General features: G+C 62.3%; 13 protein-coding genes. 4 read left to right on the forward strand and 9 right to left on the reverse strand.

Annotation, left to right across the window (positions count from 1 at the left end; genetic code table 11):
• Nucleotides 1-58: 58 nt before the first annotated feature.
• Nucleotides 59-1,189: an S-(hydroxymethyl)glutathione dehydrogenase/class III alcohol dehydrogenase gene (locus tag RPE78_RS04265; protein ID WP_339108261.1), complete on the reverse strand. Its 1,131-nt coding sequence runs from the start codon at nt 1,187-1,189 to the stop codon at nt 59-61.
• Nucleotides 1,190-1,262: 73 nt separating this feature from the next.
• Here RPE78_RS04265 and RPE78_RS04270 point away from each other — a divergent pair, with 73 nt between their 5' ends.
• Nucleotides 1,263-1,610 (forward strand): hypothetical protein, encoded by a 348-nt coding sequence (locus tag RPE78_RS04270; RefSeq protein WP_339108262.1) that lies wholly within the window; start codon nt 1,263-1,265, stop codon nt 1,608-1,610.
• 187 nt (nt 1,611-1,797) lie between these two features.
• On the opposite strand, the gene RPE78_RS04275 is transcribed toward RPE78_RS04270, so the two are convergent.
• Nucleotides 1,798-2,232 (reverse strand): cytochrome c, encoded by a 435-nt coding sequence (locus RPE78_RS04275; protein ID WP_339108263.1) that lies wholly within the window; start codon nt 2,230-2,232, stop codon nt 1,798-1,800.
• Between the two features lie 524 nt (nt 2,233-2,756).
• Between RPE78_RS04275 and RPE78_RS04280 the strand changes: the two genes are divergently transcribed.
• A complete protein-coding gene (locus RPE78_RS04280; protein WP_339108264.1) occupies nt 2,757-3,095 on the forward strand; it encodes a DUF2794 domain-containing protein in 339 nt (112 codons plus the stop codon).
• On the opposite strand, the gene RPE78_RS04285 is transcribed toward RPE78_RS04280, so the two are convergent.
• From RPE78_RS04285 to RPE78_RS04295, 3 genes are all read right to left on the reverse strand, one after another.
• A complete protein-coding gene (locus RPE78_RS04285; RefSeq protein WP_406721310.1) occupies nt 3,092-3,949 on the reverse strand; it encodes a C40 family peptidase in 858 nt (285 codons plus the stop codon). The two genes, RPE78_RS04280 and RPE78_RS04285, sit on opposite strands and share 4 nt — an antisense overlap.
• Nucleotides 3,946-5,349: a leucyl aminopeptidase family protein gene (locus tag RPE78_RS04290; RefSeq protein WP_406721311.1), complete on the reverse strand. Its 1,404-nt coding sequence runs from the start codon at nt 5,347-5,349 to the stop codon at nt 3,946-3,948. The genes RPE78_RS04285 and RPE78_RS04290 overlap by 4 nt, the downstream gene beginning before the upstream one ends.
• A 125-nt stretch (nt 5,350-5,474) precedes the next feature.
• Nucleotides 5,475-5,855: a hypothetical protein gene (locus tag RPE78_RS04295; protein ID WP_339108267.1), complete on the reverse strand. Its 381-nt coding sequence runs from the start codon at nt 5,853-5,855 to the stop codon at nt 5,475-5,477.
• A 247-nt stretch (nt 5,856-6,102) separates the two neighbouring features.
• Between RPE78_RS04295 and RPE78_RS04300 the strand changes: the two genes are divergently transcribed.
• Together RPE78_RS04300 and RPE78_RS04305 are read left to right on the forward strand one after the other, a co-directional pair.
• Nucleotides 6,103-6,753 (forward strand): carbonic anhydrase, encoded by a 651-nt coding sequence (locus RPE78_RS04300; RefSeq protein WP_339108268.1) that lies wholly within the window; start codon nt 6,103-6,105, stop codon nt 6,751-6,753.
• Between the two features lie 53 nt (nt 6,754-6,806).
• Nucleotides 6,807-7,514, forward strand: a complete 708-nt coding sequence (locus tag RPE78_RS04305) for a hypothetical protein (protein ID WP_406721312.1) — start codon at nt 6,807-6,809, stop codon at nt 7,512-7,514.
• Here RPE78_RS04305 and RPE78_RS04310 read toward each other — a convergent pair.
• The 4 genes from RPE78_RS04310 to RPE78_RS04325 form a co-directional block, all read right to left on the reverse strand.
• On the reverse strand, nt 7,471-9,030 hold the full coding sequence (locus tag RPE78_RS04310; protein ID WP_406721313.1) for a DUF4139 domain-containing protein: 1,560 nt from the start codon (nt 9,028-9,030) through the stop codon (nt 7,471-7,473). The genes RPE78_RS04305 and RPE78_RS04310 overlap by 44 nt on opposite strands.
• Nucleotides 9,031-9,187: 157 nt before the next feature.
• Nucleotides 9,188-10,210 (reverse strand): aspartate-semialdehyde dehydrogenase, encoded by a 1,023-nt coding sequence (locus tag RPE78_RS04315; RefSeq protein ID WP_339108271.1) that lies wholly within the window; start codon nt 10,208-10,210, stop codon nt 9,188-9,190.
• A 75-nt stretch (nt 10,211-10,285) separates the two neighbouring features.
• Nucleotides 10,286-10,900 carry a glycosyltransferase family 29 protein gene (locus tag RPE78_RS04320; RefSeq protein WP_339108272.1) on the reverse strand — a complete coding sequence of 205 codons (615 nt, stop codon included), beginning with the start codon at nt 10,898-10,900 and terminating at the stop codon, nt 10,286-10,288.
• Complete coding sequence (locus tag RPE78_RS04325; protein ID WP_339109442.1) at nt 10,897-11,922, reverse strand: glycosyltransferase family 4 protein; 1,026 nt, start codon at nt 11,920-11,922, stop codon at nt 10,897-10,899. The genes RPE78_RS04320 and RPE78_RS04325 overlap by 4 nt, the downstream gene beginning before the upstream one ends.
• Nucleotides 11,923-11,969 lie beyond the last annotated feature (47 nt).

The following is an 11,969-nucleotide window of genomic DNA, read 5'->3' on the forward strand; positions in this document are numbered from 1 at the left end:
CGGGAAACGCAAAGAGGGGGCGCGAGCGCCCCCTGCTTCCCGTCGGCAGAGACCGACCTCAGTATTGCACGACCGCGCGGATCGACTTGCCCTCATGCATCAGGTCGAAGCCGTGGTTGATCTCCTCCAGCTTCAGAACATGGGTGATCATCGGATCGATCTCGATCTTGCCATCCATATACCAGTCAACGAACTTCGGCACATCGGTCCGGCCCTTGGCGCCCCCAAAGGCGGTGCCCTTCCAGACGCGGCCGGTGACCAGCTGGAACGGGCGGGTCGAAATCTCGGCCCCTGCCGGCGCCACACCGATAATCACCGACACACCCCAGCCACGATGCGAGCATTCCAGCGCATCGCGCATAACCTTGACGTTACCCGTCGCATCGAAGGAGTAATCCACGCCGCCGATCTGGTCATCGCCCTTCTTGGTCAGATTGACGATCTCCTGCACCACGCTGCCCTCGATCTTCGAGGGATTCACGAAATGCGTCATGCCGAACTTCTTGGCCATTTCGGCCTTGTCATCATTCAGGTCGACGCCGATGATCATATCGGCCCCCGCCATCCGCAGACCCTGAATAACGTTCAGACCGATCCCGCCCAAGCCGAACACTGCCGCGGTCGAGCCGATCTCGACACCTGCGGTATTGATCACCGCGCCGATACCAGTGGTCACGCCGCAGCCGATATAGCAGATCTTGTCGAACGGCGCGTCCTCACGCACTTTCGCCAGCGCGATTTCCGGCATCACGGTATGCTGGGCGAAGGTCGAACAGCCCATGTAGTGATAGATCGGCGTGCCATCCAGCATATGGAAGCGCGTCGTCCCATCGGGCATCAGCCCCTGACCTTGGGTATTGCGGATCGCGGTGCAGAGGTTGGTCTTGCCCGAGCGGCAGGAGGGGCACTCGCGGCACTCGGGCGTATAGAGCGGGATCACGTGATCGCCCGGTTTCAGCGTGGTCACGCCCTCGCCCACCTCGATCACGACGCCCGCGCCCTCATGGCCGAGAATCGACGGAAACAGCCCCTCGGGGTCCGCGCCCGAGAGCGTGAAGGCATCCGTATGGCACAGGCCCGTGGCCTTGATCTCGACCAACACCTCCCCCTTCTTCGGCGGATCAAGCTCCACTTCCATAATTTCCAAGGGCTTACCTGCCTCTAGTGCAACAGCAGCACGGGTTCTCATTGGCCTTCTCCGTCATATGGAATTTTATCCGAACCTGAGGCACAATGCGCGCAAACACAAGCAAGAGAGCGACATGTTGACCCGAGTTTACGCCTTCGCAGCGATTGGCCTATTGGCCGCCTGCCAGCCTTCCCAACAAGAACTGGCCCCGACCCCGATCCTCCCCGAATCAGCTCAAGCCCTGATCCAGCCGGAAAATTCCGCCGACGGGCTGAACGAGCGCGAGCCCGATCTTTGCGGGGCCAAAGCCTATTCCTATGTGCTTGGCCAGCCGGGCAGCGTCGTCTCGACCCTGCCGCTTGGTGACACGAAATACCGCGTGGTCGAATGGCGCGGTGTGGAAGACCAGCTTTACCAACCGCATCGGATCGTCTTCCGCCTCGACGAGGCAGGCAATGTCTATAACGTAGATTGCGGTTGAGCATGCGCATCGCGCATCTTGGCGGGATTGGCGGGATTGCGGCCTGCCAATCCGACCCGCCCGTGACGCCGGACACGGGCGGCACGGCCCCTGCGGCCCATTGCGGGGCCGACAGGCTTTGCGGACAGGGCCTTTACGGACAGGGCCTTTGCGGACAGGGCCAAAACCCCGCCCGCAAGAGGCACGGTTATTCCTTGAACTGCTTATGGCAGCCGCCGCAGGCCGCACCAACCGCCTGCATCCCTTCCCGCACGCCCGCCAGAGACGAGGTGTCCATCTGCGCCGAGGCGACCTCGAGATCAGTGGCATGAGAGGTGAAGGCCTCCCAGTTGTCCCAGATGCTGGATTTGGCTTCCGATTCAGGGTCCGTGGCCTTGGCTTCGAACAAAGGCGCCACCTTCTTGGCCTCTTCCTTCAGCGCCGAAGCGGCAGAGGCCGCGATCTCGGCATCAAAGCTGCTTTTGCCCTTGGCCATATCGCCCAGAATATTGGACGACTGACGCAGCTCTTTCATTCCGTCCTGCCAGGCTTTGACCGTCGGATCTGCGACATCGGCATACACCGCCGCGACCGAGCTGCCCATCAACAGGACCGCTGCGGAAAAAGTAATGAAACGCTGCATCTGTGGCTCCTTGTGAAATAGCTTATGCGAAGACGCGTAATGGCTCTGCACATCCTGGACACTATGCCAGCCTCCGCTGTGAGACAAAACAGGTTTTCCGTCAGGCCGCCCCCCCCCGCGAGGAAAACCGCCCACGAAAGGCCCGCGCCCATTTGAACGCGCCCATCTGAACGCGCCCTGCACAGCCGGTCATCCGCAATCGGGCAGGCCCCGCCGCAACTGGCCTGTGCAGTTCGGCCCGAAAGGCACGGATCGCAAAGAGGGGGAAAGACTGTTCCGGTGCCGCATACTGGGTGGGGGCTGTTAACTGCGGCACCGGAACAGAGCGTTTGCTTTCGCTCTCTCTTTCCTGACAGCGGATCGCGGCACCTTCGAGGGGGCAAAAAGGTCATTTCAAGACCGGAATCTGGCTAAACCAAGAATTGATTAATCGCATTCACTTTCCGCTCATAATGGCACCCGCGCCGTGCTGCGGCCCCTTGGAAAAGATTGCGCGAAACGCAAAGCGGTGGCAGGCTGACCCCATGACAGTGCAAAATATGCCGCCTCTTTCCGGAGGCACACCGCAAATCGCCTTCGACCGCCACGAGCTTTCGGTCATCCTCTCGGTCTATGGCCGCATGGTCGCAGCTGGTGAATGGCGTGATTACGGCATGAGCTTTCTCAGGGATGTGGCGATTTTCTCGGTCTTCCGCCGGGCGGCAGAATACCCGATCTACCGCATCGAAAAGCGCCCCGCCCTGCGCAACCGGCAGGGGATGTATTCGGTGATCGGCATGGACGGGCGGATCCTCAAACGCGGCCATGACCTTGCACAGGTGCTACAGGTTCTGGAGCGCAAGCTGATCCGCCCGATCGATTAGAGCCTGCGCTTGCGGCCCAGATAGATCCCCTCGCCGGAGGCGGCGATGCGCTCCATCGTGTCGCGGATCGGTTCGTAACGGACCGCCATATGGTGGCCATTGGCATGGATCAGGCACGTGTCATCGACCGCCATCGCCACATGCCCCTTCCAGAAGAACAGATCCCCGCGGATAACCGGAACCTCTTCCGGAAGCACCTGCCCGAAACCGTGCCACTGCTGGTCACTATCGGCCGGACAGGCGATACCGCAAAGCCCGTAAGACAGCTGCACGAGCCCCGAACAGTCGATCCCGTCATAGCCGTTCCCCCCCCAGAGATAGGGAGCCCCCAGCAGACGTTCGGCCACGGCCACAGGATCGGCCTCGGGGGCGGTCACCGCGCGCAGATGCTGGCGCGGCACGAAGCCTTCCGCTGTCACGACAAAGCCGCCCTCTTCCCGTATCGCGCCAAGCCCTGCGCCGATCGGCAGGGCCATGACCTCGCCGCGCTTGATGGAGGCCTCGCGATAGATATGGGTGGCAGGGGCACAGACCACATGGGTGACATCCCCGCCCTGCCCCAAAGCGGTCAGAGGCACCCAGCCGCAATAGTGGTCGGCTGCGGCCTGAACGAAGGCCCATCCCGCGCGTTCGTCGATCACGGTCACGCCCGCCCCGAAGACAAGCTGCCGGTCACGTGCTCCGGCGGGAGCGTCACATAGATCCACCACTGGCACAGCGACCCGCGCAGGCCGGCCCTCGGTAAAGCTGATCGCGGCCACTTTCCCCTTGAGGGCAACCAGTGCCACCGAGCCGGAATAGGGGGTCAGCCGCCTGTCCAGCCCGTGCAGGGGATCACATCCGGCAGGCGTCATGCGGGCAGCCCCAGCATGGCGGGCAAGGCCGCAAGAATGGCCCGCGCGCCCTGCCCCACACCCCCTTTCGGTCGCGCCGGAGCCGCCGAAGGTTGCCAGCCATAGATGTCGAAATGGACAAAGCCCTCGGTTTCGGTGACGAAGCGGCGCAGGAACAATGCCGCTGTAATCGAGCCTGCCATCCCCCCTGCCGGCGCATTGTCCAGATCGGCGATGCCGGGTTCGATCTTGTCCTCATAGGGGCACCAGAACGGCATCCGCCATAGCGGGTCGGCAACCTGCGCGGCCCCCTCTGCCAGCGCGGCGGCAAGATCCTCGTCATCGGTATAGAATGGCGGCACGTCCGGCCCCAAGGCCACGCGGGCGGCGCCGGTCAGGGTGGCCATGCAAAGCACCAGATCGGGGTTTTCCTCATCGGCATAGGCCAGCGCATCGGCCAGCACCAGACGGCCCTCGGCATCGGTATTGTTGATCTCGACTGTCAGCCCCTTGCGGGAGGTATAGACATCTTGCGGACGGAACGCATTGCCCGACACCGCATTTTCCACCGTAGGCACCAGAACGCGCAGCCGCAGCGGCAGTTTCAGGGCCATGATCATATGCGCAAGGCCCAGCACCGTGGCCGCCCCGCCCATATCCTTTTTCATCAGCCCCATCGAGCTGCCGGGTTTGAGGTTGAGACCACCCGTATCGAAACACACGCCCTTCCCCACCAGCGTCAGTTCCGGCCCCTCGCTGCCCCAGCGCATCTCGACCAGTCGCGGTGCCCGCGGGCTGGCCTGCCCCACCGCGTAAATCAGCGGAAATCCTTTCTCGACCAGCTTCTCGCCGATGATCGATTTCAGTTCGGCCCCGTGCTGGTCGGCCAGATCCTTGATCGCACGCTCCAGCTCTTCCGGCCCCATATCATTGGCTGGCGTATTGATCAGATCGCGGGTCAGGGCTTCACCTGCGGCTATCGCTTCAAGGCGCGCCGCATCCAGCCCTGCGGGACAATGCAGGCGGGCCTTGGGCGCGGCAGCTTTGGCATAACGCTCATAGGCATAGCCCGCCAGCAACCAGCCAAGCGCCGCCTCTTCAGATGCGGCACTCGACAGATCGCCCTGCAAGGACCAAACGCCTTCGGGCAGGGCCGTGGCCGCACGCGCCAGATGGAACCGCCCGCGCGCCCGGCTGGCCGCGCTGCCCCAGCCGAAAAGCGCCGCAGACAGCCCCCCCTCGGCATCGGGAAGCACACAGATCTGCCCCAGAGCGCCGGTAAAGCCTTGCGCCTTGGCCCATGCCACCTGCGCCTCCGTCAGCGCGGCCGGCAGCCCCCCTTCGGTAATATAAAGCGGCAACGGTGCGTCGCTTTGCGCGAAACGCATGGCAGGACGGTCGGACAGGACAGGCAAAGACATCAGAAGCTTCCGGATCGGTTGGACATTTGCCTCAGCCTAACCTGCTCTGCGCCACCTGCAAGAGCACGCCGGAGCGTCAGCCGCGTTCTCACGCGGCTTTGCACCATGATCTGCGGTGCCCCCGCCTAGATGCTCATATCCTCCAGATCCCAAACCTCGCTCAGCGAGCGGTCCCCGATCCGCATCAACCGTGCCAAAACAGCGCGCGAGGCCACCAGATCCTGCGCCCGCATACAGTCCCGCAGATCCCGCGTCACCTGCTCCAGCTTGGTCATTCCCACCTGACGCGCCAACGGAATAAGCGAGGTCACGGCGTCGTCAAACGCCCCGAGCTGGTTTTTCTGTACGGCGGCATCGATGGCAACCATATGCATCGCCAGATCCTCGATTGCGCTGGCCATCAGCCGTTCGGCTGCCTGCTGCCCCAACTGGGCATAAAGCGCGACGATCCGGGCCTGTTCAATCCGCACCGTTTCATTGCAGCGCAATTTCGTAACATTTGCCAAACTGGCACCCTCCGCATTGCGTCGGGTCACATCATACTGACCATACAGAACACGTATGGCTTTCAAGGACCCCATTTTGGCAGGTATAGCCTGCCCCCCATGACCCCCACGGTCGACATTCACCATGCAGGAAAGGTCTCAAGAAAAGCTTTCATAATTAGGAAAAACTCTGCCTAACCCCCGGAAAATCTCTCGAACTCCCCTTGTATCGGGTCTAAGTAAGGGGAAATCATTATAGGGGATGATCATGAGGGAACGTGTAAAACTGTTGCCGCCGACTTTGGTGCAACGCTTCCACGGCTGGAAAGCAACCACCTATTCGGAAAATTCCGTATGGTACAAAAAGCTCGCCGATGAGGGCCAGCGCCCGCGTGCGATGGTGATCTCGTGCTGCGATTCGCGTGTGCATGTCACCTCGATCTTCGGTGCCGACTCGGGCGAGTTCTTCATTCACCGTAATATCGCGAACCTCGTGCCGCCCTATGAGCCCGATGGCGAACATCACGGCACCTCCGCCGCACTGGAATATGCCGTGCAGGCGCTGAAAGTGTCGCATCTGATCGTGCTCGGCCATTCGAATTGCGGTGGCGTGGCAGGGTGCAACGCGATGTGCACCGGCCATGCGCCCGAACTGGAAGACAAGACCTCGTTCGTGGGCACCTGGCTCAACCTGCTGCGTCCCGGCTTCGAACGCGTCAAGGATCTGCCGGAAGAAGAGCGAATCACGGCGCTTGAACAAGAGGCCGTTATGGTCAGCCTTGAAAACCTGATGACCTTCCCCTTTGTCACGGCGGCTGTCGAATCGGGTCAGATGACGCTGCACGGGCTGTGGCACGACATCGGCAGCGGTGATCTGCGCCAGTACAACCCCAACAAGAATGGGTTTGAAGCCGTCTGAGGCGGTTTTAATAAAAAAGACCAAGTTCGCTTAACTCGCGATTAAGGACAGGGATGCAATCTGGCGACATGACCCAGATTGCATCACACCTCGTCACCCTCCGCCTGCCGGCAGACATGATCCACCTGATCGAACGCACGGCACGCGCGCAAGCAAAGTCCCCCGCGGACCTGATCCGCGGCGCTCTTCTGGCTTCCCTGTCTCAGGGGGGCAGCACCGTCGCCGAACGCCTGCGCAAGCATGTGGCACTGGCGGAATGTTTCGAGCTGGCCGATGGCTGGCTGGATCTTCAAGCCCAGCTGCGCGGTCTCGGGTTCGTGCTGCGCCATAACGGTGAAGAGCAGGTCTGCCTGCATGACTTCCCATCGCAGGATTTCCTCTGCAGCCTGCATGATATCGGCCAGAATCTAGGCGAACTGACCCGCCGCTACCATTCCCCCTTCCCCGGCCTGCGCCCCGAAGCTGCCGCCGAAGCGGCGCCCGAACCGGTTCCGGCTCCGATGCTGCAAACCGCACCGCAAGCTGCCACGGAAACGGCAGAGATCGAGCCCCTCGTGCAGCCCCAGCCCGTCTTCCATTCGCTGCGCCGCAAACCGCGCCCGGAACCGGACCGCCCGAAGCTGGTCGCCGTTTCGACCGCCCCCACCGAAGACGAGCTGGACGCCGCTTTCAGCAATGCGATGTTCCGGTCCCGCCGCGCGGCGCAGGCGGTCAGGTTCAGTGCAGAACCTGATCTGCGGGCCACTCCAATCGCGTCGTAAGCGTGATCTCGCGGCTGGCCTGCGCGGGCAGGTCAAACCGCCATCCCAGAAGACCGGTCTTGTCGTCAAGATCGGTCTGGCTGACCTCGGGCGAGGCATTCCAGCTGATCTTCAGATCATCCTGTTCCGAATAAGGCACCTGATCCACCACCCGCAGGGGCCACGACTGGTCGGTATGGTTCTCGACGGTCATCCGCACGGTCTCCACCTGTTCATTCCGGCGCGCGATCACTCCGCGATCTCCAGATTGGCGGGTCTGCTTGCGGGTCAGCACAAGCCCGTCAATCGCTCCGAACCCTTGGGTGACCGTCTGGCCCGGCATCGTCAGCGGAAGGGCACCCTGACCGACCAGACGCCCATCGGCATAAAGCATCACCGGACCGGGCAGAATCGGCTCGGACCCGCTATTGGTCGCCTCGGCCACCAGATAGGCGGTTGGATCGCGCGAAGGCACGGCCTCCGCCCAGCTTGCGGCCTTCAAGGACAGATCATCCATTTTCAGACGCAGCGCCTCGGCCCCGTCGCGCATATCCACCTTCTGCGACAGATGATAGACAAGCGACACCCCCTCCATTTGCGGTGCTAGCAGATCCGCCTTCCGCATCGGTGCCGCCTCGACCTCGGCTGCGGCATATTCCGCCCCCATCGTTCGCAGAACCGGACGGTCCGGCCCGACGCTGCGCAAAAGCGGCCATAGCTCGGACGGATCCATGCGGTCATTCGGGCGCGCGGTTGACAGGGTCAGATCGACATTGTGCCAGTCCTCGCCGCTCGACTGATGCACCGACACCAGCCGTGTAAGATCAATCCGCTTGGCGCCGCGATCCAGACGCATGTCATACACCGGCGACCAGCCCGCATCATCGGCAAAGCTCGTCAGCGTCAGCACCCCATGCCCGCTGGCCGTGGCCTCCAGCCACTGGCCATTCTCCGCTTTGGCCAAAAGTTGCGCCAGATCATCCTGCGCGCGCTGCAACGCGCGTCGGTCAGGGGCCAGTGCCGCCTCGGCACGGCGCGCCTCCGCTTGCGCATGCAAGGCGGTCTGACGCGCCGCCAGAGCACGCGCTTCGACCTCATCGCCAATCGCAAGCGCCTGCTCGGGCGTGGCCTGCGCCGCCCCGATCCCACGCAGATAGACCACCCGATCCAGCGCCGCCTCGGCTTTGGCCCGCAAAAGCGCGACCGCATCCTCTTTCTGCGCCAGATCCTCGGTCATTTGCGCAAGCTTGGCGCGCGCCTCCTGCACGACAGGGCTGTCGCCCGCCCCCTGCCCCGAGACAAGCCGCACGCCCGAAAGGCTGACGCCCTCACCCGCGATCCGAAGCCGGTCAAGATCAAGGCTGGCAGGCAGTCCCGCAACCCGCACCGTGACCGCCCCATCCGGAACCTGCACCTGCCGCGTCACCTCGGCCCCTTGCGGATACAGCGTGACACGACGTATCTGCGCCTGCAAAAGATCCTCTGCCCATACCGTTTGCGGCAATGCCACGACCAGTCCGGCCATTATCAAACGCATCACATTCTCCTCCCCGACTATTCACGAAGGTGATCGGTCGGACAGAGGCTGACAAGCCCCCGCCCGCATAATCCCCCGCCTCCGCCAATGACGATTGCGTCAATGCAAAACGCCCGGAGAACTCTCCGGGCGTTTCGACATCAGTCCAGTCTGGCGCTTAGCCTTTTTTCAGGCAGCGCTTCCCAAGCGTTTCGGCAATCTGCACGGCATTCAGCGCCGCGCCCTTGCGCAGGTTATCCGAGACGCACCACAGGTTCAGACCATTCTCGATGGTGCTGTCCTGACGGATGCGCGAGATGAAGGTCGCGTAATCGCCCACGCATTCCACGGGGGTGACATAGCCGCCATCCTCGCGCTTATCGACCACCAGAATACCGGGGGCTTCACGCAGGATATCGCGGGCTTCGTCCTCATCAAGGAACTCTTCGAACTCGAGGTTGATCGCTTCCGAGTGACCCACAAAGACCGGCACGCGCACACAGGTCGCGGTGACCTTGATCGCCGGATCGACGATTTTCTTGGTCTCGGCCACCATCTTCCATTCTTCCTTGGTCGAGCCGTCTTCCATGAAGACGTCGATATGGGGAATCACGTTGAAAGCGATCTGCTTGGTGAATTTCTTCGGCTCTTTTTCCTGACCGGGGACGTAAAGGCCCTTGGTCTGGTCCCACAGCTCATCGATCCCTTCCTTGCCCGAGCCGGACACCGACTGATAGGTCGACACGACAACGCGCTTGATCTTCGCACGGTCATGCAGCGGCTTGAGCGCCACAACCATCTGCGCGGTCGAGCAGTTGGGGTTCGCGATGATGTTCTTCTTGGTGTAGCCATCAACCGCCTCGGGGTTCACTTCCGGAACGACCAGCGGAATCTCCGGATCATAGCGGTAGAGCGAAGAGTTATCGATGACAACGCAACCCGCTTTCGCCGCGATCGGCGCGTATTGCTTGGTCGCATCCGAGCCGATGGCGAAGAGCGCAATGTCATAGCCAGAGAAGTCGAACCCTTCGATGTCCTTGCACTTGAGTGTCTTGTCGCCATAGCTGACCTCAGTACCAAGGCTCCGGCGCGACGCCAGAGCAACAACCTCATCGGCAGGGAACTCGCGCTCGGCGAGAATATTCAGCATTTCGCGGCCCACATTACCCGTGGCGCCAGCAACGACGACTTTATAGCCCAATTTAGGCCCTCCTTGTACTTCGGACGAGGTGCGACATAGCCCGAATGGCCGTATATTTAAAGGGTTTTCGCGAAATTAGCGGCGAATAAGGCGGTTATCTTGCGCCATCAGCCCTGCGACGAAATCGGCCTCGGAGGTGAAATCATGCGGCACATCTTTGGCGCTGCGGCTGCCCGAAAGCGACAAAGAGGCAAAGAAATCAAAGCCGTATAGCGTCAACTGCCGCAGATCCGAGCGCAAGAGAAGGTCGATCATCATCGCCCCCGTGGTGGGCTGCGCGCCAAGCCGGCTTTGCAGATCCGCATAATCGGCCAGAGGGTGCAGATAGAAACCGTGGCTTGTGGCCGTTTGCCAATCCAGCCGTTTGCGTTTGTGACTCATCCACAGATACCGCCCCGCCCCGATGCGGGCACGGTCCTGCGCCCCGAGCCGCGTCGCAAGGGCCAGCCAGTCCGTGCGGGTGCCGTGGCTTGCCACCGACGGCATCGGGGCACGGTTGATCCGCACCACCACATCCTGCGCATCGATCTCGGCCCCGTGCCGCGTTTCCGCCAGCGACCGCGCATTGCCCACCAGCGCCACCGATTTGCCCGCAAGCCCCGCCAGCAGATCCGCCTGATCCACCGACATCGCGGCCAGAGGTGCCTCCTGCCGCAAAAGCCGCGCCAGATAGAACCCCGCCCGCGTCATGCCAGCAGATCGCGATAGACAGCGATCAGCGCATCGGCTTCGGCATCGATCTGGAAGCGCGCCTCGACATTGCGCCGCGCCGCACGCCCTGCCGCGGCCATCGATTGCGGATCATCCAGATAGCCCGCCACCGCCGCGCTCATGCCCTCTATATCGCCCGGATCGACCAGCTTGCCGCTTTCCGGCGTCACGATCTCCTCGAAGGCGCCCACGCGGGTCGCCACCACCGGCACATGGCAGGCCATTGCCTCGATGGGCGTCAGGCCGAAGCCCTCCCAACGCTGCGGCGCGACGTAAAGATCAAGCACCCGATACCAGTCGGCCATGCGATCGACCGAGACCTCGGGCATGAACAGGATGCGATGCTCCAGCCCCGCCTGCCCCACTTTACGCTTCAGCCCCGCCAGAAATTCCGAATGCCCTTCGGTTGCGCGGCCCATCACCAGCGCCGAGACATTGGGGCGCGAGGGCAGCAGCGCGATCATCGCCTCCACAAAAGCATCGGTGCCCTTCTGATGGCGGACCCGCCCGTAACAGCCGATCAGCACCCCGCGCGGCAGATTCATCGATGCGCGCAAGGCGCTACGGTCCTGCGCCCTGTCGAACCCCGAGATATCGATGCCATGATGGATCACATGATTGGGCACGCTCAGGTATTCCGCCGTGCGCGCCGAGGTCGCCACCACCGCGTCCATCTGCCCGATCAGCCATTTCGTATAGCCCGTATGCTGCCGCTGGCTGGCCGAGGTGAATAGCAGCTTCAGATCCATGAAACACAGATATTTCAGCGCCAGCCCCAGAGCCATTTCCACATTGCGCCGCGCATGCCAGACACGGCGGCGACGCTTCAGAAACGGCACGCGCCATAGGGCGACATGCGGCACGGTTTCGGGCAAACCCGGCCCGGTGGTCACAATACCGATCTTGCGCGCCTGCAGGGGCACAAGCCGAACAATCGTCGCGGTCACGCCGGACAGGCGACGCTTGAGGTTCGGGGCAATAACATCAATCTCTTTATCCATACCCCTTTCATACCCTGCCTTGCCCGCCTTGTCTTTCGAGAAAATGG

The organism is Thioclava litoralis (genome assembly GCF_045278885.1).
GTDB lineage: Bacteria > Pseudomonadota > Alphaproteobacteria > Rhodobacterales > Rhodobacteraceae > Thioclava > Thioclava litoralis.

Bases quoted from the DNA above. Each gene is read 5' to 3' on its own strand.
- RPE78_RS04270 (WP_339108262.1), top strand. From the start codon at position 1,263: ATGTTGACCCGAGTTTACGCCTTCGCAGCGATTGGCCTATTGGCCGCC.
- RPE78_RS04320 (WP_339108272.1), bottom strand. From the start codon at position 10,900: ATGACGCGGGCGGGGTTCTATCTGGCGCGGCTTTTGCGGCAGGAGGCA.
- RPE78_RS04310 (WP_406721313.1), bottom strand. From the start codon at position 9,030: ATGCGTTTGATAATGGCCGGACTGGTCGTGGCATTGCCGCAAACGGTA.
- RPE78_RS04290 (WP_406721311.1), bottom strand. From the start codon at position 5,349: ATGTCTTTGCCTGTCCTGTCCGACCGTCCTGCCATGCGTTTCGCGCAA.
- RPE78_RS04285 (WP_406721310.1), bottom strand. From the start codon at position 3,949: ATGACGCCTGCCGGATGTGATCCCCTGCACGGGCTGGACAGGCGGCTG.
- RPE78_RS04265 (WP_339108261.1), bottom strand. From the start codon at position 1,189: ATGAGAACCCGTGCTGCTGTTGCACTAGAGGCAGGTAAGCCCTTGGAA.
- RPE78_RS04280 (WP_339108264.1), top strand. From the start codon at position 2,757: ATGACAGTGCAAAATATGCCGCCTCTTTCCGGAGGCACACCGCAAATC.
- RPE78_RS04275 (WP_339108263.1), bottom strand. From the start codon at position 2,232: ATGCAGCGTTTCATTACTTTTTCCGCAGCGGTCCTGTTGATGGGCAGC.
- RPE78_RS04300 (WP_339108268.1), top strand. From the start codon at position 6,103: ATGAGGGAACGTGTAAAACTGTTGCCGCCGACTTTGGTGCAACGCTTC.
- RPE78_RS04305 (WP_406721312.1), top strand. From the start codon at position 6,807: ATGCAATCTGGCGACATGACCCAGATTGCATCACACCTCGTCACCCTC.
- RPE78_RS04325 (WP_339109442.1), bottom strand. From the start codon at position 11,922: ATGGATAAAGAGATTGATGTTATTGCCCCGAACCTCAAGCGTCGCCTG.